Annotated in this window: 15 protein-coding genes; 10 read left to right on the forward strand and 5 right to left on the reverse strand. The window is 59.5% G+C overall.

Annotation, left to right across the window (positions count from 1 at the left end):
* Nucleotides 1–48 precede the first annotated feature (48 nt).
* Nucleotides 49–639 carry a hypothetical protein gene (locus DIC75_RS04940; protein ID WP_250986882.1) on the reverse strand — a complete coding sequence of 197 codons (591 nt, stop codon included), beginning with the start codon at nt 637–639 and terminating at the stop codon, nt 49–51.
* A gap of 356 nt (nt 640–995) precedes the next feature.
* On the opposite strand from DIC75_RS04940, the gene DIC75_RS04945 reads away from it, so the two are divergent.
* From DIC75_RS04945 to DIC75_RS04960, 4 genes are all read left to right on the forward strand, one after another.
* Complete coding sequence (locus tag DIC75_RS04945; RefSeq protein ID WP_250986883.1) at nt 996–2,555, forward strand: right-handed parallel beta-helix repeat-containing protein; 1,560 nt, start codon at nt 996–998, stop codon at nt 2,553–2,555.
* 312 nt (nt 2,556–2,867) lie between these two features.
* Nucleotides 2,868–4,520 carry a hypothetical protein gene (locus tag DIC75_RS04950; protein WP_250986884.1) on the forward strand — a complete coding sequence of 551 codons (1,653 nt, stop codon included), beginning with the start codon at nt 2,868–2,870 and terminating at the stop codon, nt 4,518–4,520.
* A 563-nt stretch (nt 4,521–5,083) separates the two neighbouring features.
* Nucleotides 5,084–7,699 (forward strand): CARDB domain-containing protein, encoded by a 2,616-nt coding sequence (locus tag DIC75_RS04955; RefSeq protein WP_250986885.1) that lies wholly within the window; start codon nt 5,084–5,086, stop codon nt 7,697–7,699.
* A 251-nt stretch (nt 7,700–7,950) separates the two neighbouring features.
* Complete coding sequence (locus tag DIC75_RS04960; RefSeq protein WP_250986886.1) at nt 7,951–9,192, forward strand: lipopolysaccharide biosynthesis protein; 1,242 nt, start codon at nt 7,951–7,953, stop codon at nt 9,190–9,192.
* 66 nt (nt 9,193–9,258) lie between these two features.
* On the opposite strand, the gene DIC75_RS04965 is transcribed toward DIC75_RS04960, so the two are convergent.
* Both DIC75_RS04965 and DIC75_RS04970 read right to left on the reverse strand, forming a co-directional pair.
* Entirely contained in the window at nt 9,259–11,466 is a 2,208-nt protein-coding gene (locus tag DIC75_RS04965) for a DUF2206 domain-containing protein (protein WP_250986887.1), read from the reverse strand.
* Nucleotides 11,467–11,655: 189 nt separating this feature from the next.
* Nucleotides 11,656–12,831 carry a glycosyltransferase family 4 protein gene (locus DIC75_RS04970; RefSeq protein ID WP_250986888.1) on the reverse strand — a complete coding sequence of 392 codons (1,176 nt, stop codon included), beginning with the start codon at nt 12,829–12,831 and terminating at the stop codon, nt 11,656–11,658.
* 656 nt (nt 12,832–13,487) lie between these two features.
* On the opposite strand from DIC75_RS04970, the gene DIC75_RS04975 reads away from it, so the two are divergent.
* Entirely contained in the window at nt 13,488–14,831 is a 1,344-nt protein-coding gene (locus DIC75_RS04975) for a right-handed parallel beta-helix repeat-containing protein (RefSeq protein ID WP_250986889.1), read from the forward strand.
* Nucleotides 14,832–14,905: 74 nt separating this feature from the next.
* Here DIC75_RS04975 and DIC75_RS04980 read toward each other — a convergent pair whose 3' ends face one another.
* Complete coding sequence (locus tag DIC75_RS04980) at nt 14,906–16,144, reverse strand: glycosyltransferase (RefSeq protein ID WP_250986890.1); 1,239 nt, start codon at nt 16,142–16,144, stop codon at nt 14,906–14,908.
* A complete protein-coding gene (locus DIC75_RS04985; protein ID WP_250986891.1) occupies nt 16,141–17,223 on the reverse strand; it encodes a CapA family protein in 1,083 nt (360 codons plus the stop codon). The genes DIC75_RS04980 and DIC75_RS04985 overlap by 4 nt, the downstream gene beginning before the upstream one ends.
* 1,151 nt (nt 17,224–18,374) lie before the next feature.
* On the opposite strand from DIC75_RS04985, the gene DIC75_RS04990 reads away from it, so the two are divergent.
* The 5 genes from DIC75_RS04990 (at nt 18,375) to DIC75_RS05010 (ending at nt 25,257) form a co-directional block, all read left to right on the forward strand.
* The gene (locus DIC75_RS04990) at nt 18,375–20,747 is read left to right on the forward strand and encodes a glycosyltransferase (RefSeq protein WP_250986892.1); all 2,373 of its coding nucleotides are present in this window, start codon (nt 18,375–18,377) and stop codon (nt 20,745–20,747) included.
* A 25-nt stretch (nt 20,748–20,772) separates the two neighbouring features.
* A complete protein-coding gene (locus DIC75_RS04995; protein ID WP_250986893.1) occupies nt 20,773–22,041 on the forward strand; it encodes a UDP-glucose dehydrogenase family protein in 1,269 nt (422 codons plus the stop codon).
* Complete coding sequence (gene galU / locus DIC75_RS05000) at nt 22,038–22,973, forward strand: UTP--glucose-1-phosphate uridylyltransferase GalU (RefSeq protein ID WP_250986894.1); 936 nt, start codon at nt 22,038–22,040, stop codon at nt 22,971–22,973. Before DIC75_RS04995 ends, galU begins: the two co-directional genes overlap by 4 nt.
* A 15-nt stretch (nt 22,974–22,988) precedes the next feature.
* Nucleotides 22,989–23,933 carry an SDR family oxidoreductase gene (locus DIC75_RS05005; RefSeq protein WP_250986895.1) on the forward strand — a complete coding sequence of 315 codons (945 nt, stop codon included), beginning with the start codon at nt 22,989–22,991 and terminating at the stop codon, nt 23,931–23,933.
* Nucleotides 23,934–24,102: 169 nt separating this feature from the next.
* Nucleotides 24,103–25,257 carry a glycosyltransferase family 4 protein gene (locus DIC75_RS05010; protein ID WP_250986896.1) on the forward strand — a complete coding sequence of 385 codons (1,155 nt, stop codon included), beginning with the start codon at nt 24,103–24,105 and terminating at the stop codon, nt 25,255–25,257.
* The last annotated feature ends 121 nt before the right edge of the window (nt 25,258–25,378 follow it).

Below are 25,378 nucleotides of genomic sequence, written 5' to 3' on the forward strand. Positions count from 1 at the left end.
ATATATCCTCCAGGTTGTTCTTCCTTCATCGCGCGGATCCTGCAGGGCCTATGGCTGTTCCATGCACTTCTTGCAGAGTGTTTTGCTCATGAAGAGCTGAGAGAGTTTTGCCTGTGATTTTGTCACTTCTGCTCCGCACATCTCGCAGACGTCCTCCCCGGGAGCGGCGGGCGGCTTTGCCGCGACCGGTGCCTGTTCCGGGGCCGCCTCCGGCTGTGCCGGAACCGCTTCCAGGGGTTTTGCGGGCGGTTCGGGGATCCGGGGCGGCTCCGGGTGTTCCGGCGCCGCCGGGATCGCTCTCTCGATGATCTCGGGCGAAGGGCAGGCTTTCTCCTCCTCCCGGGGTGCCGGTTCAGTCTCCGGGGTCGTTGTCGCCGCCGGCTCGGGAGCCTTCTCCTCCCGCGCCGGTGCCTGTGGCGCTGCAGGCTTGACCGCGAGAACGCGCCGCCGGTACGCATCCACGCGCTCGGCGGTTGCCTGATCGCCGCGTCCGAGCCGGGCAAGCATCCCGTCGAGGAACGTGATAAGGTCGTCCACATCCTCACGGGTCTCTACATCCCCCTCGACCTCGAGGCGGAGGTTTTCATAGTTCTCGAGGTTGATGGTGATCCCGATGGTGACTTCCTTCTTGCTGGACATATATTCCAGTAAATATTGTATTCCATTATATACAATTCCACCGGCGACCCGCATCGCCTCTCCATTCGGTCAGTCCGGTCGTGTTTCTCCGCCTCCTGCATTGAGAGCAGTCCGTGCCGCCGGTCATCGGTCCGGTAGAAACGGGGGTTGTCCCGGGCGTTCCGGCAGGTTCCCGTCCCGGCAACCTGGCGGGCGGGACCCGTGCCGTCCGCTGCCCCGCCGGTCTGAAACCCGGAGCATCGTGGGCCTGGGAGTATTTCCTCTCCCATTGATTTTTATATTCTTGCCGCTATACTGGCGGGTGGAGTTCCCGACAGGTATACCCGGTAGCCCGTACGATATGCCCGAGGAGCGTGATGATTACCCGCCTGCATGAAAAACCGGCAGAATCGCCCCGGAAACGCCCGGCCGGCACGGACCTGCCGGTCGTTCTCCTGGTTGGCATAGTTGTCGGCCTCCTGCTCGTCCCGAGTGCTGCTGCAGCACCGGGAGCGTCGCTCGTTGTGGCGGCAGGCGACAGCAGCCCTGCATCGAAGGCACAGGCGAACTACACCTGTGACGGTCTCGACGATCAGGTGGAGATCCAGGCGGCGCTTGCCGCACTGTCCCCGGGCGGCACGCTCGTCCTCTCCCGCGGCACGTTCAACTGCTCGGGAAGCATCGTTCCCTCCGCCGGGACGACGCTCCTCGGCCAGGGTCCGGAAGCAACGAACCTTTCGTTCAGCCGGAACGGGATGCTCAATGTCTCCGAGGAGCACGTTACCCTGGACGGGTTTCATATCGAGGGGTCCGGCTACGTGAATGCGAGTACGAACACGACCCTCGACCTCACCCAGTGGCTGGGCGTGCTCACCATCTACGCGAGCGATACCCGGGTTTACAACGTCACGGGCACCGCCGACGCGAGTATCCAGGCCGTCTTTCTCCTGCTCCACAACCCGAACATCTACGCCCCCATCCTCCAGGACGTCGAGTTCGTCAACTGCAGGGCCGTGGACACCGGGACCTACGGGTTCCTCCACAACGCCTGGGGGTCGGAGAACACGACGATCAAAAACATCCGCTACAGGAACTGCGCTGCGATCAACTGCGGCAGGTACGGCGCGTTCAACCCCTGGGTGACCGGATTCGACTTTGCCGAGCAGAACGACATCGAAGGGCTCCGGGTGACGGACTGCCTCGCGGAAGGCAGCCTGGAGTCCGGGTTCCACTTCGAGTGGAACCCGACGAAGCAGGACTGCGTCTTCATCAACTGCTCGAGCCGGAACAACGGGCAGAAGCCCTCTCCCGGGGACTATCTGGTTGGCGACCCGGACTTCTTCGGGTCCGGCTTCTACATCCCGGGAGGACAGGTCTCCCTGATAGACTGCCGGGCCGAGGAGAACAGTGCGTTCGGGTTCTTCATCATCAACCCGGACGGTATGCTCCTGTACAATTGTACCGAAAGGGGCACCGGGCGCGTCCCGGGCATCGCTCTCTCCCAAAAACCCATCTCGTACTGTATTCTCCAGTCCATGCCTGTCCCGGCAAACCCGTCCATCGTGATGGATCACTGCCGGAGTCTCGATTCGAACGGTTGGGGCCTCTTTATCTGCGGCACGGAGAACGCACTCATCAGGGATTTCACCATGACCGATCCGGCGGGCATCGACGGTATCGGGGCGATATTGGGGTGCCCTTCCGGAGAACTCCCGGTGAACTCGACGATCGACATGGGTGTCTCCAACTCGACCATCGATCTCGCCGCATCGGGAGACCGGCCACAGACGCTGGTGTACATTGTGAATAACAGAAACGTCACGTATTCCGGGATGGTCGTCTCCGATGCCGTCAGGCCGGTGCTGGTCGAGTGGACCCTGGCGGGGGGTGTGGACCTCTCCGGCCTCGAGGTGCTGCCGGCCAACAGCACGGCATAGCATCCGGACGGCTGCATCGCGGTCGGGGGTGTTCGGGGTTCCCCGGTTCCGGATTCTCCGGTTCCGGATTCTCCGGTTCCGGAAAACCACCACGCATGAATTTCTAACCCGCCCGGGGTCGGAGATCCCGGGGTTGCCCCCCCGGAGTTCCGGGCCGAACCCTCCGGGGGGATCAGGTCGGCTAAACCCTTAAATGGTACTTCTGCGCCATAGGGGTATGAGCCGGGCAGAAGGCGTTGCGGCCCCTCTCGATCCCGGGTCCGGACGGTCCCGTACGAGATACACCGGCAACGTCGAAGAGGTCATAGTTCCATGTCGGCAAGACTACCTCTGGGAGCCAGAGACAGACGTATCCTCATCGCCATCGCGATCATACTCTCGGTGATCGTCGCCATCGTGCTGATCGTATACTTTTATCCGCCGGTCCCGGTGCCTCCGCCTCCTCCTCCGCCGCCCATCACCCCGATTCCCACGACGCCGGTAGTGCCGCCGGTGGTGGCCGGACCGACGATCGTCGTCGCGGCAAGCGACGGCAGCGCCGCGTCGAAAGCCCGGGCCGACGTCCTGTGCGACGGTACCGACGATCAACGCGAGATCCAGGAGGCGTTCGATTCGCTGTCGTCGTCGGGCGGCACGGTCGTCCTGACCGAAGGCACGTTCAATTGTGCCGGGAGCATCTACCCCTCCGTGAATACCATGCTTCGCGGGGAGGCGCCGGATGCAACGTTCCTCGAGTTCACCCGGAACGGGCGGCTCCATGTCACCCGGGAAGGCGTCACGCTCTACAATTTCCACGTCCGGGGCACCGGATACCCGCAGACCGGGACCGACCTCTGGCTCGGCGTGGTCACCATCTATGCGAGCCACGCGAAGGTCCTCGCCGTCGAAGGGACCGCCGATGCGAGCACCCAGGCGGTCTTCCTCCTGCTGCATGACCCGGACGTCTACGCCCCCCTCCTCCAGGACGTCGAGTTCGTCAACTGCCGGGCCGTGGACACCGGAACCTACGGGTTCCTCCACAACGCCTGGGGAACGGAGAACAAAGTGATCCGGAACGTCCGCTACGAGAACTGTCAGGCGATCAACTGCGGCAGGTACGGTGCGTTCAATCCCTGGGTGACCGGGTTTGACTTTGCCGAGTTAAACGACATCGAAGGGCTCCGGGTGACGAACTGCCTCGCGGAAGGCAACCTGGAGTCCGGGTTCCATTTCGAGTGGGACCCCGAGAAGCGGGACTGCATCCTCGAGAACTGCATCAGTAAGAACAACGGACAGAAAGCCTACCCGACGAAGCCCTACCGGGAGGACGATAAGTCGACGCACTACTTCGGGTGCGGTTACTACGCCCCCCGGGGGGACATCACCTTCATCAGCTGCTACTCAGAGGGGAACAGCCGGCATGGGTTCTACGCGACGAACGGCGGCAAGCTCTACAACTGTGTCGACAAAAACGTCGGCGCCGGGAAGACCGATTACCGGCACATCCAGCCGGCATCGTTCTACGCTGCCCCGACCCGTTCGATTGCCCCGTCTCTGGTGCTCGAGAACTGCTCGAGCATCGATTCATGCGGGTATGGCCTGCACATCGACTTCGCAAGCGACGTCTGGATCAAGAACTTCCGTCTGGAGAACCCGGCCGGGATCGACGGAAAGGCGACAAACCTTGGCGGGTCGCAGGGGGGGCCGCTGGCCAACTCCGTGGTAAACATCTATGCGTCGGGCAACCGGGCTGAAACGTTGATCTGGGCCCGGAATAACGATAATGTCGAGTACTCGGGTCGGATAGTCTCAGATACGGCAAAGCCGTTCGTGATCGAGGGAGATCGCACCAGGAATGTCCGGATCAAGGATATGGAGATCGTCTCTGCAAGCCTCGCGCCGTTTAACAACGGTGTGGTCCTCACGAATACGGTGCCTGCGGGAGCGGTGACGTTTGAGAACGTGGCGGTCACCTCGGGAGTGTAGTGACGCTTCGCGTGGGGGCCCGGTGCCCCCTTCCGTCTGGTGACGCCGGCCATGTGGTCCCGGTATCCTGAAAAACGCCCTGACTACCGGCGTGTCGCGGAATCCTGACCGGTGCCGGATACCTGACGTCATTCTATGGCTGATCCGGTTGCGACCGGGTGTCGCACGGGTCTGTGCCGCAGGCATTCCCCCGGCCTCTCCGGGGTGCGGCAGGGGGGGTGGCTGCCGCCCCGGTTGGTTGGCGACGGAGATCTTTGAATATAAGGGATTTTTATAAAATTTACTGGATGATAACTCGTATTCAGGGTTCGTTCACCCGTCCGGAATGTCCCCTCGAACCTCCGGTCGGGACAGGTATTCTCCGGGATATCTGCGCTAAAGTTTAATTGTATATTTATGTTTTTCTCTTCTCACCTAAATTTTGGAAATACCAAAAACCAGCAATTCTCGCTGAAAATAATTGCCTGTTTGTAATTTAAAATAATCTGGATTGTCTAATTAATTTAAAAAACATTTTAAATTGCGGTTGTCAGATAATGCAGTATCTCCCAAGAGGTGAGATAATGCGAGATAGACGGACAACGAAGCTTCTAATCGTAGTGTTCCTGATTGTCGGGCTCGTCCCGATTGTCGGGGCACTCGAAGCGACCCCCAACACGATTGTCGCGGCAAGCGACAGTAGTGCGGCCGATAAGGCATCGGCCGACTACGTCTGTGATGGGGTCAACGATCATGTGGAGATTCAGGCAGCACTGAACGCCCTGCCATCATCCGGCGGTGTTGTCCTCCTCACCAGCGGAACATACAACTGCGCGGGAATCATTGCTCCCAAAGCAAGCTCCACTCTCATGGGGGAAGGTGAATCGGAGACATTCCTGATATTCACCAAGGATGGTCGGATCAACGTCGACCGCGAGTACATTACGCTGGACGGGTTCCACATCAAGGGAACCGGCTACAGCAGCGGCGTCAAGTGGCTCGGCGTGATGAACATCCGCGCAAGCCACGCGAAGATCCACAACATTGAGGGCACGGCGGATGCAAGCATCCAGGCGGTCTACCTCCTGGTGCACGATCCGACCGTGTATGCCCCGACCCTCCAGGACGTCGAGTTCATTAACTGCCGGGCCGTGGACACCGGGACCTACGGGTTCCTCCACAATGCCTGGGGCTCGACGAACATGGTGATCAAGAACGTCCGCTACGACAACTGCGCCGCGATCAACTGTGGCAAGTACGGGCAGTTCAATCCCTGGATCACCGGGTTCGACTTTGCGGAATTAAACGACATGGACGGCCTCCGCGTGACGAACTGTCTTGCGGAAGGCACTACCGAGTCCGGGTTCCACTTCGAGTTCGACCCGAAAGTGACGAATGCCGTTCTCGAGAACTGCGTGAGCAGAAACAACGGGCAGAAAGCCTTCCCGACGAAGGCCTACAACGTAAACGACATGTCGACCCACTACTTCGGGTGCGGCTACTACGCCCCGAACTGCGACGTGACGTTCATCAATTGCACCGCGGAGGGCAACTCCATGAACGGGTTCTACACGACGAACGGCGGCAAGCTCTACAACTGCGTCGAGAAGGACACCGGTATCGGGAGGACCGACTTCTCCTACCGGGTGCCTGCCGGCTATTACAGTATCCCGACCCGTTCGGTCAACCCCTCCACGGTGATGGAGAACTGCACGAGCATCAACTCGCGTGCCTTCGGCCTCCAGGTCGACCTCGCGAACAACGTCAAGATCCGGAACTTCCACCTGATCGATCCGGTCGGATACAACGGCAAGGGTTCGAGCCTCGGCGGCACGAACGGCCAGTTCGATAACTCCGAAGTGAGCATCTATGCATCCGGCAACCGTGTGGAGACGCTCGTATGGGCGAAGGAGAACGTGAACACCGTCTTCTCCGGTCAGATCGTCTCCGATGCCGCGAAGCCGTTCGTGGTTGAGGGTTACAGAACCAAAAACGTCCTCGTGAAGGACATGGAGATCGTCTCCAAGACCCTCCCCGCCGGGTCCTCCGGTGTGACCATCGTGAGCACGGTTCCGGCCGGTCAGGCGACCCTCCAGAACGTGAAGGTGACGTCCACCGGTTCGCCGGTGCCGACCCCGACCGTCACGGGTCCCACCCCGGTGCCCACCACACCGGCACCGGTTACCCCGACCCCCACCACCACTCCGGCTCCCTCCGGGAAGCCTGACCTTGTGGTGACCGATATCTCCTGGAAACCGGCAAACCCGGCCACCGGGAGTGCGGTGACCCTCTCGGCCACGATCAAGAACCAGGGGACGGCCCCCACGCCTGCGGGCGCGAAACACGGCGTTCTCTTCACGTTCGATGACGGGGCCGCCGGGTCCGGCGTCTGGTCCGACACCCACGCCGCGTCGATCGCTCCGGGTGCATGGGTTACGCTGACCGCGAACGGCGGCTCGGCCGGTGCAACCTGGAAGGCCGTCGAGGGCACTCACACCGTGAAGGCCAACGTGGACGACGTCAACCGGATTGCCGAGAGCAACGAAGCGAACAACGTCATGAGCAAGCAGATCACGGTCGCAAAGACCGCGTCGGGGTCAACCCCGACCCCCACTCCTACCACTCCGGCTCCCTCCGGGAAGCCTGACCTTGTGGTGACCGATATCTCCTGGAAACCGGCAAACCCGACCCCCGGGAGCGCGGTGACCCTCTCGGCCACGATCAAGAACCAGGGGACGGCCCCCACGCCTGCGGGCACAAAGCACGGCGTTCTCTTCACGTTCGATGACGGGGCCGCCGGGTCCGGCGTCTGGTCCGACACCCACACCACGGCTATTGCCGCGGGTGCATCCGTCACCCTGACCGCGAACGGCGGTTCGGCCGGTGCAACCTGGAAGGCCGTCGAAGGCACTCACACCGTGAAGGCCAACGTGGACGACGTCAACCGGATCGCCGAGAGCAACGAAGCGAACAACGTTATGAGTAAGGAGATCGTCGCCGGAACGCAGCCTGTCCCCGTCAGGGGAGACCTCAACAAAGACGGCAGCGTTGACTGGGCCGACGTGACGATCGCCGCCGGAATGGCACAGGGAACCACCCCGTCCGATGCCGCTGCTGATTGTAATGGAGACGGCACAGTGGACTGGAAGGATGTTGCCCTGCTCGCCGATTTCTTCTTCGGCAGGACTCCTTCTCTGTAAAGCGTTTGCCAGGAGCAGTGGTTTTGTCCCTCCCCTCCTCCTGGTTTTGCCACAGGTGCCGCCCCCTAACACCTGTGCAGTGTGCAACCATATTGGTTATGGGCGGATCTCCTCACCGGATCCGGTGAGCCTCTTCTGCTGCCGTCTCGTGTAACGAGGCCCTGAAAATTCTCTCCGGAAGGATCTCCGGCTCTCCCGGGGTCGGAGCGGTGGATACATCTATATAGGTGCCACCCGATAATGGCGACCGAATGGCAGTAGCACTTCCTAAAAACTTCAGCGAGGTCAGGCAGCACTTACAGGAGCCGCTTATCCGGAATTCGTTCTTCATCATGGCGTCATCGTTCGTCGCCGCAGGGTTTGGGTTCTTTTTCTGGATGATCGCAGCCAGGTTCTACTCGCAAGCGGACGTGGGTATTGCAACCGCCCTGATGTCGTCCATGGGGCTTCTTATCCTCATCTCCCGGCTCGGCCTGGACCAGTCGGTGATCCGGTTCTTCCCCCAGCGCGACAAGAACAGGGTGCTCGGAACCGCCATCCTCGTCCCGACAGGGGTGGCGCTCGGTGCGGGGGTGGTCTTCATCGCCGCAGTGGACGTCATATCTCCCGAGCTCACGATCGTCAGGACGGTCGCCCCCCTCTACCTCATCTTCCTCGGGGCCTACTCTATCACCTGGGTTCTCGAGGGCGCGTTCAATGCGCTGCGGAAGTCTGAACACTACTTCACCCTGAACCTGCTCTACGGGACGAGAATCCTCTTCCTCGTCCCCCTGGTCTTCCTCGGAGCGATGGGCATCTTCAGTGCCTTCGGTCTCTCGTTCGTCCTCGGGCTTGTCCTGGCCCTCGTCCTCCTCGCCCGGTGCTCCGTGCGGCCGGCACTGGGGGTGGACCGGGTCTTCCTGCGGGAGGCATGGCAGTTCTCTGCCGGCGCATACATTGCCGGGATACTGATGTCCGCCCCGAACATGGCCATCCCGATCATGGTGCTCCACGTGCTGGGGGCGGAGAGCACCGCTAACTACTACATCACCTACGCGATCGTCTCGATACTCTTCATGATCCCCTACGCGTTCACGACCTCGCTCTTCGTCGAGGGAAGCCACGGAGGAGAGATGAAGAAGAGCGTGTTCCGGACGCTCGCGAGCATGTTCGCCCTGCTCATACCTGCGATCATCGGGCTCTCTCTCTTCGGGGAGCAGATCCTCAACCTGATCGGCAAGGACTACGTCGAAGGGATGGCCCTGCTCCAGGTGCTCGCCGCATCCGCTCTGTTTGTCTCCATCTGCCAGACCTTCATATCGATCGCAAAGGTCAGGAACGATATCCGGAGCCTCATCATTCTCAGCGGTTTCATCAGCGTTGCCCTGCTCGGGCTCGGTTATACCCTGATGAACCGGTTCGGCCTCATCGGCATGGGGTATGCGTGGCTCGCCACGTATGTGGCAGGAACGCTCCTCGTCGGCGTGATCCTGAAGAAGAAAGGATGGTTATGACTGTTTTCCGGGCTGCTGCAAGGTCCCGGTTGCCTCTCTGGTCGCGCAGGGGCAGCCGCCCGTCCTTTACCGGTAGTAGACGGCGGAACCGGCATTATCGTAGACCTTGTTCCTGTTCCGGATGAACCATCCTGCATCGGTATAGACTGCCGTAGTGACCGCATGCTCCTGCGCCTCGATCCGGATGCTGTCCCGTACGACGTTATACGTGCCGAAGTAGAGGTAGGTGCTCGGCTCCACCAGCGACGAGTTTGCCGGGATGTACCGCTGACGGTGCGGGTCGAACCCGAGCAGGAGCCACCAGCGCGTGCCGTCGACATAGATGGGGCGCTCGATTCCTTCTGAGAAGAGCCATCGTGCTCCCTGCACTTCTTTGCCGTTGAAGACCGGTTTATCCCCGGTAGTCTCGAGCGCCATCGACGTCGGGTCGTCGTCCACGACCTGGTAGATGAGCCCGCTGTTGAAGAGGAAGAAGACGACGAAGAATGCCGATAACGCCTGATAAGCCGTTCCCATGAATGGGGCGACCTGTATCGTGCGTATCCTCCCGACTGCCGCCTCGTAGAGCGCTATGCCGCCGATGATCGCGAACGGGGCAAGGAAGATCAGGGTGATGTGATAGAGCCGGCTGGTGTTGAGCGAGCTTGAGAAGAAGGGGACGACGATGCCGGCCACGTTGATGAGGAGGAAGACGAGCGAGACGGCGAGGTACTCGGGCTCGATGCGCCACCGCTCCCGCCTCGCGAGGGTTGCAAGCAGTCCCACGGAGATGAGCCCCTGGGTGGCGATATGGACGACCTTTGCCAGACTGTGCAGGGGTGTCGTCGACTGGCTGGTGAGGATCTGCATTCCCTGGGCGGTCGTCGGGTTGAAGGAGTCTGCAAAGAGGGTATTCCAGATCTTATCCCCGATGCCGGTGACGGTAGCAAGCGCCGTGCCTTCGGCTACCGTCGAGTACCAGAGGTAGGCGAGGGCGGCAAAGACGAGGATGTAGGGGAGGACGAGTGTCCTCGCCGACATCCTCCCGCCGGTCCCCGACGGAGCGAGCAGGTCGGGCTTCAGGATGCCCGGCCTTCCGGTGAGCCTCTCCGGGAGCGAGAAATGCAGGCGCTCCGAGACGACGAGCAGCAGCCATGCCGGAACGAGCGAGAAGAAGTAGATGTACGAAAGGCCGTAGTGCGAGACGATCATGGCGAAGGCGAAGGTGACCATGAGGAATGCCTGCCTGTTGCGGTCCATGGTCTTGTCGATCATCACAAGGACGGTCAGCGCGAGAAAGAGTTCAGCGATCTGCTGGCGCGCAAGGGAGATCATCTCCGTATAGAACGTGAAGAACGAGAAGAAGAAGAAGATCGAGAGGAACCCGATCCTCGCGTCCGTCTGTTTCTCCACCGCCCGGTAGAGCGCGAGCGGCACGAGCGCGAAGAGGAGGGGATAGAGGATCTTGAAGACCCATACGGGGTCCAGATCGGAGATAAGCGAGTAGATGGGGACGAGCGCAACGACGGAGAGCATCCCGTTCGTGTTGTACGGAATGGTCATGTCCCAGAACCCCGGGATCAGCACCCCGTTCACGAGATGCAGCTCGTGGTGGATGTCGTAACCCCAGACATACTCCGATATCAGCGAGGTGTGATAGAGGAGCGAGAGCGCGATAGCGTAGATCGCGAGCGGATAACAGGACGTCGGGATGAGACGGTCGAACCCGACGGCGAGGCCGACGATGGCGATCAGGACGAGGAGCAGGAAGAGGAGCGTGACCATATGGTACTCGTCGCGCAGGTACGTCCCTATGATTGCAAGGAACGGCAGCAGCATCAGGAACGGTGCTGCAGGGGAGGAGGGAACGGCTATCTTCGGACTCGAGCCGGCATGTCCCCGGTCCCTGGTGAGCGCGAGGTAAAGCAGAACCTGCACGACGGCGACGATCGTGAGAAAGAGGATAGCAAACGAGAACGGCCGTGTATACCCGAGCAGCGGATAGACGGTGTTGGCACCGAGGCCGGTGAGCATGAGGACCGCAAGGCTCAGCCCGACGGAGTAGAGCACCGTCTCGATCGTGCCGAGATTGTGGAGCCTGAGCGCCTTCAGCACGAGGATCCCGGGAAGGAAGGTGAGATAGAGAAAGGCCAGCGCCTCCCGTGCGATCGGTATCTGGTACCCGACGAGGTCGAGGCAGACTACCCCGACGAAGACGAGCTGGATCGCCTGGAATGCCCAGAAAAACGTTTTGTTATCCCAGTCGTTCATCCGGAGCGGGTTAGGCAGGTGCATGGTATCCCTTGTTCTGACTCTGGTCGGCTATCTGCATGGACAGCGTATCTTTTCCTTCGGTGACGTCTGACAGGCCGTGTGCTCTACCGGTGCACCTACTCTCCGGTCAACCTATTAATGTGTTGCGCCGGCCCGGGCTGTTTGCGGGAGCGGCCCGTTCCCGTGCAGCCGGCCGGGGGGTGCGCAGGGTCATCGCTCTTTCCCGCCGGCGGGGGCTCTCTCGACGAGGGCCTCTTCAGCATGAGGTTTTCCCCTCCCCGGAGCAGGCGCGAGCTCGCTGTAGACCGCGAGGAGCGATCGGGCGATCGTGGACCAGGCCATGTCCGTCTTCAGTTTTACGTAACCCTGCTCTCCCATGCGCCGGCATCCCGCCGGGTCCTTCAGCAGGGCCACGATCGCGTTTGCCAGTGCTTCCGGGTCACGCGGCGGCACGACATACCCGGTCCTGGCGTCGTCGACGACCTCCGGCAGGCTCCCCACGTCCGTCACCACCACCGGTCTTTTGAACCCGTATGCGGTCGGTATGACGCCGCTCTGGGACGCCTCGACGTACGGGAGCGCCACGACGCTCGCCTGCTGGAAGAGCCGGGCGCCCTCTTCGTAGGGTATCCTGTAGTTGTAGACCTCGAATGCGTCCCGGCCCGCCATCGCGTCCCGGTACCTGCCGAAGTCCTCCCCCGTCCCGGCGATGACGATCCGGGCTCCCGGGACTTCCCGGGTGATGAGCGGTTCTGCCCGGATCAGGCAGTCGAGCCCTTTGTAGCGGTGAATGCGGCCGAAGAAGAGGACTCTGAGACCGTCCGGCTCCAGGCCGTCCTGCTCGAACTTCACGAACGGCGCCACCTCGTGCTCGCCGATCGGGATGACATGCACCTTCCGCCCCGGGACACGGTAGTTCTCCACCAGAACATCCCGGAGCGCTTTTCCGTGGACGAAGATCCGGTCGGGCAGGACCCTTGATACGAAGAGGGTGAGCCGGTAGAGCAGGGAGCCCATATCCAGGAGACGGTCTTCGCCCGGGTGCGGCTCGATGTCGTGGAATGTCGCCACCAGCGGATACTTCCGGAGCATGGGGAGGAGCGGGCAGAGCATGGGGTTGTTTACCTGGAAATGGATGACGTCGGGCTCGAAGTCGTTGATTGCGGCGACGATCTCCTTGAGCATCGGGTAGCACGACGGACCGAACCTCCCGGCGTAGCGGGAGTAGCCGAAGATACGGACCTTCACGTTCGGGTCGATGCTCTCCAGGTACTCCTCCGACCTGTAATCCGGCAGCAGCAGCAGCACCTCGGCATGCCGGGCAAGTTCGTTTGCCATCTGGATGGTGTAGTCGTAGAACCAGAAGGTCAGGCATGCCACTCGCATGGGGCACTCTCTGTGAGGATGCTCTATATAGATATTGCGTCCGGGAGCGCCGCTTGACCCGGGGACTCCGGGCAGAAGGGTATGGGTGCGGCGGGTTCCACTCTGAGGCTGGTTCTCCTCCGGGCGTTTCTGCCCGCTGTCCCTGCAGCATCGGGCCCCCGTGACTCCGGATTCCGGATGGCGGGATGGAGCCTGCGTCGTTTCACACCGTCGCCCTGCAGCGAGGGCTGGAGGTCCCGGTTCATACCGGCGCACGGAACCGAATTTCCATCCGCTCTGCGTGAAGGCGTTTTAAGAAGGCCGTTCCCGACGATCGGCGACAGAAGGCGCGGCTATTTATATCCTCCGATTTTAATTTTAATAATTATATAATACGTTTTGGCAGAAGTCTATCTCAGTTCTGCTATGCCTTCATCCTAACTAACTGGATTTTAGGAGCCTATATTGCTGAATAATCCCTATAAGAAATTTTATTTTATGAATAAAATATTTATATTGCAATGGAAAGACGGTAGTAATACCTCACAGAGAGGCTGAATGGCATGACAGACAGGCAAAATATACTACGACTGGCTGCAGTACTTCTGGCGTGCTGCCTTATCCCGGCATTCTCTCCGGTAAGTGCAGCCGAGTCTGCAAGTCCGGCCACGCTCACCGTGGCCGCAAACGATAGCACCGAACTGTCGAAGAACCAGGCAGACTATGTCTGTGACGGAGTCGACGACCAGGCCGAGATCCAGGCGGCGCTCGCCGCACTGCCGGACGGCGGCACGGTCGTCCTGACCGAGGGTACGTTCAACTGCGCCGGGGTCCTCGCGCCGGCGGCAGGCACGACGCTCTCCGGCCAGGGTCCGGATGCGACGTTCCTTGAATTCACCAACGACGGTCGGATCAACGTCGACCAGGAGAACATCACACTGGACGGGTTCCACATCGAGGGAACCGGTTACAGCAGCGGCGTCAAGTGGCTCGGCGTGATGACCATCCGGGCGAGCCACGCGAAGATCCACAACGTTGAGGGAACGGCGGATACAAGCATCCAGGCGGTCTTCCTCCTGATCCACGATCCGGCGGTCTATGCACCGACCCTGCAGGACGTCGAGTTCGTCAACTGCAAGGCCGTGGACACCGGGACCTATGGGTTCATCCACAACGCCTGGGGCTCGTCCAACAAGGTGATCAAGGACGTCCGCTACGATAACTGTCAGGCGATCAACTGCGGGAGCAAAGGCGCGTTCAACCCCTGGATCACCGGGTTCGACTTTGCGGAATTGAACGACATGGAAGGTCTCCGGGTGACGAACTGTCTTGCGGAAGGCAACCTGGAGTCCGGGTTCCACTTCGAGTTCGACCCGAAAGTGACGGACGCGGTCCTCGAGAACTGCACGAGCATAAACAACGGGCAGAAACCCTACCCGACGGTGCCCTACAAGCAGAGCGACATGTCGACCCACTACTTCGGGTGCGGCTACTACGCCCCGAACTGCGACGTGACGTTCAAGAACTGCACGGCGGAAGGCAACTCGCTGTATGGGTTCTATGCGACGAACGGCGGCAAGCTCTACGACTGTGTCGATAAGGACACCGGTGCCGGGAAGACCGACTACACCTACCGGAAGCCGGCCGGCTACTACAGCATCCCGAGCCGCTCGACCGATCCCGCTCTGGTGCTTGAGAACTGCACGAGCATCGACTCGCACGGCTACGGCCTCCAGGTCGACCTCGCAAGCAACATCCAGATTAAGAACTTCGAGCTCGTGAACCCGGTCGGGATCGATGGCAAGGGTGCAAGCCTCGGCGGTACGAACGGCCAGTTCAGCAACGCCGAAGTAGACATCCACGCCTCCGGAGACCAGGTTGAGACGCTGGTCTGGGCGAAGAACAACCAGAACGTCCAGTACACCGGAGAGATCACCTCCGACTCCGAAAAGGCGTTCCTGGTTGAAGGCGGCCAGAACGTCCAGACCGCAGGCATTACGGTTGCGTCTGCCGGCGAGTAAACCAGCCGATACTATCGGGCCCTGACCGGGCCCGACCCCAATCTTTTTTGCACCCGCCCTCCGGCCGAATGCATTCAAAAGGTATCCGGAGCCTTCGGGGCCGCCCCTTTTGAGAACTCCACCGGTATACTACCTTTCGTGCCACCGCCTGCAACCTTCGCGTAAAAGGCCTCGATTTCGTGGACGATTGATTGCCAGTTGTACCGGGTCCGGACGAGCTCCTTCGCCTGCTCGCCGAACCTGGCTCGTAAGGCGTCGTCGGCGAGCAGACGTCCTATGGCGTCGGCGAGCGCCTCCGGCGTGTATCCGGTATTGAACCCGACGGTGTTGTCGAGCCATCCGAGCAGGTCCCCCTGGCCCGTCGTCACGATGGGCGTTCCACAGAGGCATGCTTCGAGGAACGTGACGGGAAAGCCGGTGAAACTCGGCGTCACGAAGACGTCGGCATCGGTATACGCAGCCATCTTGTCCTCCTTGCTCACGAACCCCGTGAAGACCACCCGGTCGTCAAGATCGAGCGACCGGACCCGCTGCCTGAACTCATCGTTGTGGCCCATGTCCCCACCCACCAGCATGAGGATGACGTTGTCGTCCTCCCGTGCGACCTCTGCGAACGAGCGGATCAGCAGATCGATCCCCTTCGTCGGGTCGAGCCTCCCGAGGTAGAGCACTATCTTCGTGGCGTCGTCGATTCCCCACGCCGCACGGAACCTGCCGCGGGCCGGAAGGTCGGGATACTCGGCGAAATCGATGCCGTTCGGGACGATCGCGATCCTCTCCTCGGCGACGCCCAGGGCACGGTAGCGCTCCGCCTCCGTCTCGTTGAGCGCGATCACGCCTGCGGCGCCGAGGATTACCCTCTCCGACAAAAACCGGTCGAACAACCGCTTCATTCGCCTGGATCCCGTATCCTGCGGGAGCGCCCCGTGCGCCTGGAGCACGTACGGTACGCCGTACTTCCTCGCGTAGTGCGAGGCGATGACGGTGAGCATGGTGCGATGGTCGTGAATGTGGATCACATCGAACTTGTCGATCTCGTTTTTCGCGATCGTCGGCATACGGTAGGGCATCACCGGCAGGATCGTGCCCCGGGTGTATCTTCGTAAATTCTCAAAGTAGTAGACGTCCATCCCGTCGACTGCGGTCAGGCGGTTCGTCGGCAGGTCGTTTGGATAGATGCTCCTGTTCGTCGTATAGACCGTGACGTCGTGCCCGTTCTCGTGAAGGGTATGGGAGATGTCGTATGCTACCCGCGCCACCCCCCCCGACTCCCAGAGCGGTTTGAAGAACGGGGTAACCTGTAATATCTTCATGCCTGTCCTCCTGCATGTCGTTGCCTCAGCCGTCTCCTGATCAGACCCGCATAGCAGTTTAAGCAGAACGGTGTCAACAGCCAGACCCCGCACTCGACCAGGGGCGCGAGCCCGTGCTGCCGGATCCGGTAGCGGTAACTCTCCAGGTTGTATGTCAGGTAATCCTCGCCGATCTGCTCGAACCACCACTGCCGGTTGACTTCACCGTTCTGAACCCGATCCGAGCACTTCCCGATCCAGTGCTGCACCAGTTCCCGTGTCCGCCCCTCCGCCACCTCCGGCTGGAAGTCGCTGTTAATGACACAGGGGGTGACGGCGTAGTCCCGGATGCCGTGCCGGTCGAAGTCCACCGAGAGGATCATGGTGCTGTTGATCTGCTCCTTGAAGATCTCGGTGTCGAACTGGAAGTTCCCGAGGGAGTAGGCGATCAGGCCGTTGTTATACCGTTCCAGCCCCTGGATGGTGTGCGAGTGGTGCCCGAGAACCAGGGCCGCCCCGGCATCGATGAGGGCACGGGCGAGTCTGACCTGGCCCGGGGATGGATAGTAGGTGTTCTCGATCCCCCAGTGCAGGGAGACGACGATGTGGTCGCACCGGTCCTTCAGTGCCCTGATGTCATTGATGATGGCCTTTCTCTTCAGTTTGGATACCGTAACTCCCGGCGGCGACCGGAACCTCCCGCTCGTGTAACCGAGGAAGCCGAGCCGGATCCCGTTTCGCTCGACGACCAGCCCCCCGGGGGGGTCGTCGCCCCGTGCCCCTCCGATGTAGGCGATACCACGGGTCTCGAGACCCTCAAGGGTCTTCTCGAACCCCTCCCGGCCCATATCGAGCGTGTGGTTGTTCGCCACGCTGAGAATGTCGAACCCTGCGTCCTTGAGATGCTCGCCCGCTTCCGGCGGGGTCGTGTTGACCCAGCGTTTCCTGCTCTCCGTGCCGCTCTCGGAGAGGACCGTCTCCAGGTTCCCGAAGAGCAGGTCTTTCTGCCTGAGCTCGTGCTGTATCAGGGCAAACGGCTTTTTGTCGTTCCTGATCCAGAGCAGCACGTCTCCGACGGCCCGCAGCCGCACCGATGTCATACCTCTCCCCCGGCAGTCTCTTCGTTCGCTGCTGAAGGCCGGCCACAGGCCCGGGCCTTCTGCATCGACCTGCAGGCTCCCACTCTCTTAAGTCCCTGCGGTGGAGTTCTGTTGCCGTCTACGAGAAAAACCTTCATATACGGGTAATCTGGAATACTGCCCTCCCTCCATCGAAGCGTTGAGTTCCAGACAGGCAGTGTGACAATATATATTTTGCCCCGCTTTCTGCCCCCGGCAAGCAGACCCCGGCGCATACGGTGGCCCCGGAGGCTCCGGCTCTCCATGTGGGGCACGAAATGGCGCCTGAATCGGCACCACCCCGAACCATTAACTGCTTTTACATTGAATACGTACCTGGACTGCCGGGCGGCAGATGATGAGAGTTACCCCCACTGATCCGGTGATGAAGCAGGGGACTGATGCCGCTGTGTATCCCGTGGAAGGGTGGCCCATGTTCCGGGGAATATTCGTTCTCCGCGCCTTCCGCATCGTTCCGGCCCACCAGGCTCCGAAATGCGGCGGCCGCTGTTTTTGTGACGATACCGGCTGCTGCCCACGGTCGCCGGCGGAGCATCCGCGTCGGTGCGGATTAAACAGGGACGATCTACGTAAACCCGGTTGTTCTGTACCGGCCTGTGCATGCGTATCCCTCCTGATCGGTTCTCAGAGCGTACTATCCACTGTACTCCAGCTGCGACCTCCTATCCGGGCTGCCCATGACGCTTTTAAAGAAACCAAATCGATGTGAAGGGCCGGTCCGGATGTCCCTGCTCGAATAAGCGTTATGGAAAAGATATATATGGAAGAAACAGTATGCACGATGTCGGCAGTGCGATTGAGATGGGTGTTTCCTCAGATGAGGTGGGTGTTTCCTCATATGTGCACCGGGATCCGCTCTCCATACCTCTGATAGCAGAGGATGTCAGATATCGCACTGCGAATAACTTATGGGGGCTATGTACGTGCGCTGGGCTGGATCTGTTGCAGTTAGAATTCCTATCAGTAGGAAAAGGACAATAGTCCAGAAGGCTTTTCCCGTTCTCAATAGACCCTCACGCTTCACGTCTCCCATCAAAGGCAGCCGGCGGAGCCGGGATTGTGCTCCGGGCCCGGCCTGTGCCTGCTTGAACCCCGGGCGGACTTCTGTCTGTGTGGATGGGAACTGTTCAGCAACAGGTGTTACCCCTGCCGACAATCCCGAGAACTCCTCCCAGGAGGTCGATGGAAACTGGAGTCGGCAGGAACACCCTCTGTCCCCTTCGGGTAACGGCGTCGATATCCCGAAAGATGGTCGTTCCTCACCCGCCGCGAGAGTATATCCCGCACCTGCAACGCCAGGAACCCACGCGTTTGCCGTTATCGCTCCTGCTTATAACGAAGCCCTCGTCATCGGCTCCGTCGTCCTCCTGGCGAAGAAGCACGCCGACCGGGTGATCGTCGTCGACGACGGCTCGGCGGACCGAACCGCTGTGATCGCCCGGCTCGCCGGCGCCGACGTCATCGAGATGCCGGAGAACGGCGGCAAGGCGAAGGCCATGATGGCCGGGTTTGCCCGGGCGCGTGAACTCGGCTATGAGGCCGTCGTGATGCTCGACGGCGACGGGCAGCACGACCCCGAAGAGATCCCGATTGTGGCGGCGCCGGTGCTCGCCGGCGAGGCTGATCTTGTCATCGGCTCGCGGTTCCTGGAAACCCGGGCCGAGATCCCGACCTATCGCAGGGCCGGCCAGATGGTGCTCAACGGGTTCACGAACCTCTCGGTGGACGGTAGTTTTGCGACGACCGACTCCCAGTCGGGCTTCCGGGCGCTCTCCTGCCGGGCCCTCGAGAACCTCACCTTCACCTCTGAGGGTTACAACATCGAGTCCGACATGATCGCCCACTTCGCCCCCCTGAATCTCAGGATGACCGAGGTCCCGATCTCCGTCACCTACGATGTCCCCCACAAGCACAAGAAGAACCCGGTCTCGCACGGCTTCGGGGTGCTCGCCCGGATCCTCGGGCTGATTGGCTCCCGGCGGATCCTCCGCGCTCATTCTCGGGCTCCTGCTCGTCGCGATGGAAACGATTCTGGAATCATTCGTACAGATTTTCCTGCAGGAGAGCAGGGGTCGTTGCGGTCGGATTCCCGGCCGGACAGGACTCCGGAAGAGTGGAGCAGGGGAGACCCCGTCGGCCCTGGAGGTCCCGGGAGTGATTGCGATTGTGTTTGGCATCCGGTCGGCGAATATTTGAATCTGCCGGGTACAGGCTCCCAGCGAACCCATTTGCCGTCCTGCACGACCGATTCAGGAGTTGCTGATGACGAAAGAGAGAACCAGGTTGTGCCTATGAAGATTTTGCGCGTCTCCTCAAACCTCTATCCGTCGGTTGTCGGAGGGCTCGGTTTGCATGCCCATGAGATGTCCCGCCTCCAGGCACAGGCGGGACACGATATTACCGTCATTACAGACCAGACTGACTCCGGGCAGCCTGCATTTGAGGAGAAGGATGGATACAGCATCATCCGATCGAATGCATCGCTCAATCTCTTCGGGAACTCAATCTCTTTCTCCCAGTTGTTCTCTCTTTTTAAGCGCTGGGACTCCTATGACATCGTTCACGCCCACTCGCATCTTTTCTTCTCAACGGTCCTCTGCACGGTTGTCCGGAAGTTGCGATCCGCCCCGCTGGTCGTCACGAACCACGGCCTTGTATCACAGACCGCGCCTGGGTGGCTGCAGCGACTCTACCTGCCGACGATCGGGAAGTGGGTCTTTAAAACGGCAGATGCGGTAATCTGCTACACCAGGGCCGAACGGGACCAGGTGATCGACCTCGGCGTTTCTCCCGATAAGATCCACGTCATCCATAACGGCATCGACACCAGTGTCTTTGTCCCTTCGGAGTCCTCGTCCCCAAAAAAACAGATCCTCTGGATCGGACGGTTCACTCCTGGAAAAGGAGTGGAGTATCTCCTGAAAGGGTTTGAGGCCTTCTCCCGGAAGTTCCCCGACTACACCCTCGTGGCGGTCGGCCGGGGGCCGCTCCGGGACGATTTCATCAGGACGATCCGGGAAATGGGTCTCGAAGACAGGGTAATCCTCAGGGATTTCACTCCGAACAAGGAACTCCCCGACCTGTACCAGGATTCATCTCTCTTTGTTCTTCCGAGCCTTGAGGAAGGCGTCCCGAGAACGATCCTGGAGGCGATGGCCTGCGGAAGGCCGGTGGTCTGCACGGCTCTCCCTCAGCTAATCGATATCGTTTCGGGGTGCGGGATGCTCGTCCCCACCGAAGATGCCGGGGCCGTGGCCGACGCCCTCTCAGCACTGGTATCGGAGCCGGCCCTCGCCCGTAACCTCGGGCAGTCGGCGAGGGAAAAGGTCGTCTCGCAGTATTCCTGGGACGACACGGTCGCAAGAACTCTCGACCTCTACGCCTCGCTCCTTCACCCTGCTTCCAGGGATCGCAATACGTCCCGGATCTCGAATGTTGCAGAGAAATCTTCAAAATTAGAGGAATTTGAAAGGATCGACGGATAGGAGATCATCGGCTGGTGGTAAAGACATGAAAATATCGATCGTTGGTTGCGGGTATGTCGGCACGGTTACCGGTGTTTGTTTTGCTGATTTTGGTCATGACATCATCTTTTACGATATCGATGGAAAGAAACTGGATCTCCTCGCCCGGGGGGAGGCGCCGATCTATGAACCCTCTCTCGACGGCCTGATCCGGAAGAACCGGGAGCACCTTGTCACGACTCCGGATCTCACCGCTGCCGTGCGCGATACCGATATCACGTTCGTCTGTGTCGGCACCCCGTCCCGGCAGGACGGGTCCATCGACCTCGCTTACATCCTCTCGGCGGGTGCCACGATCGGAGAGGGCCTGCAAGAGATGCCGGGCTTCCATTCCATCATCGTCAAGAGCACCGTCTTCCCGGGGAGCACCGAGGGACCCGTTCGTTCGGTTATCGAGCAGGAGTCGGGGAAACAGGCGTTCGTCGATTTCGGCCTCGGATCGAATCCGGAGTTCCTCAGGGAGGGAAACGCTGTCCGCGACTTCTGCGAGCCCGATCGTATCGTGCTCGGTACCGGGGATACGAGGACGGCAAGGATGCTCGGGAACCTCTACGCCTCCTTCACCTGCCCGAAGATCGAGACCTCGATCCGGACGGCGGAGATGATCAAATACGCGAGCAACGCTTTCCTTGCCACGAAGATCAGCTTTGCGAACGAGATCGGCAACCTTGCAAAGAAGCTCGGGATCGACTCGGAGGAGGTCTTTGCCGGGGTCGGGCTTGACAGCCGGATCGGTCCGGCCTTCTTCCGGACGGGAATCGGGTTTGGGGGTTCGTGTTTCCCAAAGGACGTCCGGGCCCTGATCGCCGGGGCGGGAGGCCACGGCGAGGATCTCCATGTCCTGCACGCGGCGTTGCGCGTCAACGAGGATCAACCCCTGAGGCTGTTCCGGCTGATACAGGCACGCATCCCTGACCTCAAAGGGCGGCGGATCGGCATCCTCGGTCTTGCCTTCAAGCCCGACACCGACGACGTCAGGGAGAGCCGGGCCATCCCGATCGTCAGGGCGCTGCTCGATGCGGGGGCCGATATCATTGCCTACGACCCTCTTGCCATGGAGAACTTCGCCGCTCTCTTCCCGCAGATCGATTACGCGCCATCGGCCCGGGCCGTCCTCTCGGCCGACGCCGTCCTGATCACGACCGAGTGGGAAGAGTTTGAGCACCTCGACTACAGCGGGGCGACCGTCATCGACGGGCGGAGGATTGCGGCTGCTTCCCGGACCGCGGAAATTTATGAGGGGGTTTGCTGGTGAGGGAGGTCAGGAAGGCCGTCATCCCTGCAGCAGGCCTCGGCACCCGGTTCCTCCCGGCGACGAAGGCGATGCCCAAGGAGATGCTCCCGCTCATCGACCGGCCGGTGATCCAGTACGTGGTGGAAGAGGCGATCGACTCAGGGATTGACGACCTGATCATCATTACCGGGCGGGGGAAGCGGGCGATAGAGGACTACTTCGACGACTCGCCCGAACTCGAGATGCACCTGCGCGATCACGGGAAACACGAGACGCTCAAGACGGTGCGTGACGTCTCTTCCCTCGTCGATATCCACTACATCCGGCAGAAGGAGCCGAGAGGACTTGGCGACGCTATCTTGCGTGCTGAAAAGCACATCGGCGACGAACCGTTTGCGGTCCTTCTCGGAGACGACATCATCAGGAACCATATCCCCTGTACGAAGCAGCTGATCGAGATCTACGGGCAGACCGGGCGTTCCGTCGTTGCGGTCGAGGCGGTGCCCCGCGAGAAGGTCAGCAGTTACGGGATCATCAGGGGCACCCCGGCGAGCCCGTCGCTCTACCGCATCGATGACATCATCGAAAAGCCCCGGATCGAGGATGCACCCTCGAACATCGGTGCCATAGGACGCTATGTCTTCAGTCCCGAGATCTTTGAATGCCTGGGGCGTACGTCCCCGGGCGTCGGAGGCGAGATCCAGCTCACCGACGCGATGCGGATCCTCCTCCAGTCTCAGGAGATCTATGCTCATGCGTTCCAGGGGCATAGATATGATACCGGGGATAAGGCGGGATACATCAAGGTGATCATCGACTTCGCGTTAGAGAACCCTGAGACGTGCGATGAGGTCGCCGAGCATCTTTCGTCTCTTGAGAGGCTCAAGCCGGAAGATCTCCGGGCCGAAAAATCCATATCCCAGGGGACTGTAGAGCCCTTTCAAAAATATTGATCGTAAGGAGAATTTATGACAAAGATTGCCGTGATAGGAGGAGCGGGGTTCATCGGATCCCACATCGCCGAAGAGATCGCAAAAGAGCACGAGGTCGTCATCACCGACAACCTTGACGACTACTACTCGCCGGAGTTGAAACGGCGCAACCTCCAGACCCTCCTTGCAAATCCGAACGTGCGTTTCATCGAAGGCGATATCACCGACCTCGACCTCCTCCGGAGGGTGATAGACCCCGATGTGGAGTTCGTCTTCCATGAGGCAGCCCAGGCCGGCGTCAGGATCTCGGTCGAGGACCCGTTCAAACCGAACAACGTCAACGTGCTCGGGACCTTAAACGTCCTCAAGGCCTCCCTCGATGCCGGCGTGAAGCGGGTGATCAATGCTTCCTCCTCTTCGGTTTACGGGAAGGTGCAGTACCTGCCGTTCGATGAAACGCACCCCACCGTGCCGCTCTCTCCCTACGGAGTCTCGAAGCTCGCCGCCGAGCACTATTGCCGGGTCTTTTACGAGGTCTACGGCCTCCCGACAGTCTCGCTCCGGTATTTCACGGTTTACGGCCCCAGGATGCGCCCTGACCTCGCGATATCCATCTTCACCAAAAAGTTGCTTGCAAACGAGCCGATCACGGTTTTTGGCGACGGCAACCAGACCCGCGACTTCACCTACATCGACGATATCGTCCGGGTGAACCGGAGGCTGCTCGAGACGGACGCCGCCGACGGCCGCGTGATGAATGTCGGCGGCGGCCATCGGATTACGGTGAACGACCTGATCGCCCATCTCAGAGAGATAACCGGGAGTGAGTCTGAGGTGGTGTACTCCAACAGGCAGAAGGGCGATGCGGAGCATACGCTGGCGGACACCTCTCTTGCGAGGAAACTGGTTGGATACAGGCCCGAGGTTCCTATCGGGGAAGGCCTGAGCAGATTTGCCAGGTGGTATATGCAGAATCTTTGAGGAAGCGGTATGCATACGCCCAACACCCTCAGAATGCCCTTTCAACCGGGGAAGTTGCCGATGAAGATACCCCGTGCTTGTGGAGTAAGGCCTGTGCCGCCAGATCATGAGCATTCAGTTACAGGCGAACTGAAATTATTCGACTATAACGTCAGGATGGGGGAATAAAATGAAACTATTAGTCTGCACGACAGAATACTATCCCTACGGTTCCGGAATTGCTAATGTTGCATATAATGTTGTTCGGCAGTTAGAAAAGAAGGGAGTCGAATGCACTGTCTGTTCTCCCACCGGACCGGATATAACCATCGAACCGGTATCAGGATGCGGCAGACTCTCCCTGGTACATTACTGGTATAAAGTATCAAAATATTTCCAGAATCGGCAAGATCAGTATGATATAGCCTGGTTACACTATCCGTTGATGCTAAAATCAAATCCCTTCAAGAGGAGTTATGTAACCATTCATTCGACGGCGCACGGCATAAAATATCCTTTCTATCTAAAGCCATATCAAATCATTTCTGAGGCCCTTGAAAGGTACTGTCTGGATAAATTGGACGAAGATATTCCTTTTTCTTCAGTCAGCGACCAATCAATTTTAGATCTAAGAGCAAGTGGATTTGATAAAAAGAATATCATAAAAATAATCAATGGGGTAGATCCCGGTTTATTTGGTTCTAATTACGAAAAAAATGAAATTCGAGCTAAGTATGGCTTGCCAACAGGATCAACAGTATTTCTCTCTGTGGGGAGATTAACATACCACAAAATGCCGTTCAGGATGATTGATTTATTCAAAAGAATTCAAAACTACAATAATGACGTTCTTCTGGTTGTTGTTGGGGGAGGTAAACTTTTACCGGAATTAGAAGCATACGCAAAAAAGAATGGCGTGCAGGTGAAGTTTTTGGGTTATGTTAAATCCGAAGAATTGCCTGGGATATACAGTTGCGCAGACTTTTTCTTCATGACCAGCAAGTATGAGGGAGGAGAACCCACTCTTACGGTAGCAGAGGCTATGGCGTCAGGTTTGCCGTGTATTGCTTCAAAAATACCAAATTTTAAGTTAGTCGAAGAGAACAATCTGGGACTGCTGTTTCACCCTTCAAACGATGATATCGCTGAGTCCGAAATTCTCAATTACTTGAGTAATTATGACTCGAATTATTCTAAAGAGATCCAGAACTACGCCATAAAAAACTTTGATTGGGAGGTTCTTTCAAACAAATACTTTGAGGAATTTTGTAACGCTATTTCTAACGATCTACAACATGAGAGAAATCCTTCAGTGTCCTCTCAGTATCGATCGTTCAGCGGTTAGTTAAAGCGATAATACATTTGACCCTGCTCATCGGGAGGGATCCACCTATGTATAAAAAAGAGTCGAGAGTGGGATTTTTCCCCCTTCTTCTGCTACTACATCTTGGACGCTCCTACCCCTG

It is taken from the genome of Methanoculleus oceani (assembly GCF_023702065.1).
In the GTDB taxonomy this organism is placed as follows: domain Archaea; phylum Halobacteriota; class Methanomicrobia; order Methanomicrobiales; family Methanoculleaceae; genus Methanoculleus; species Methanoculleus oceani.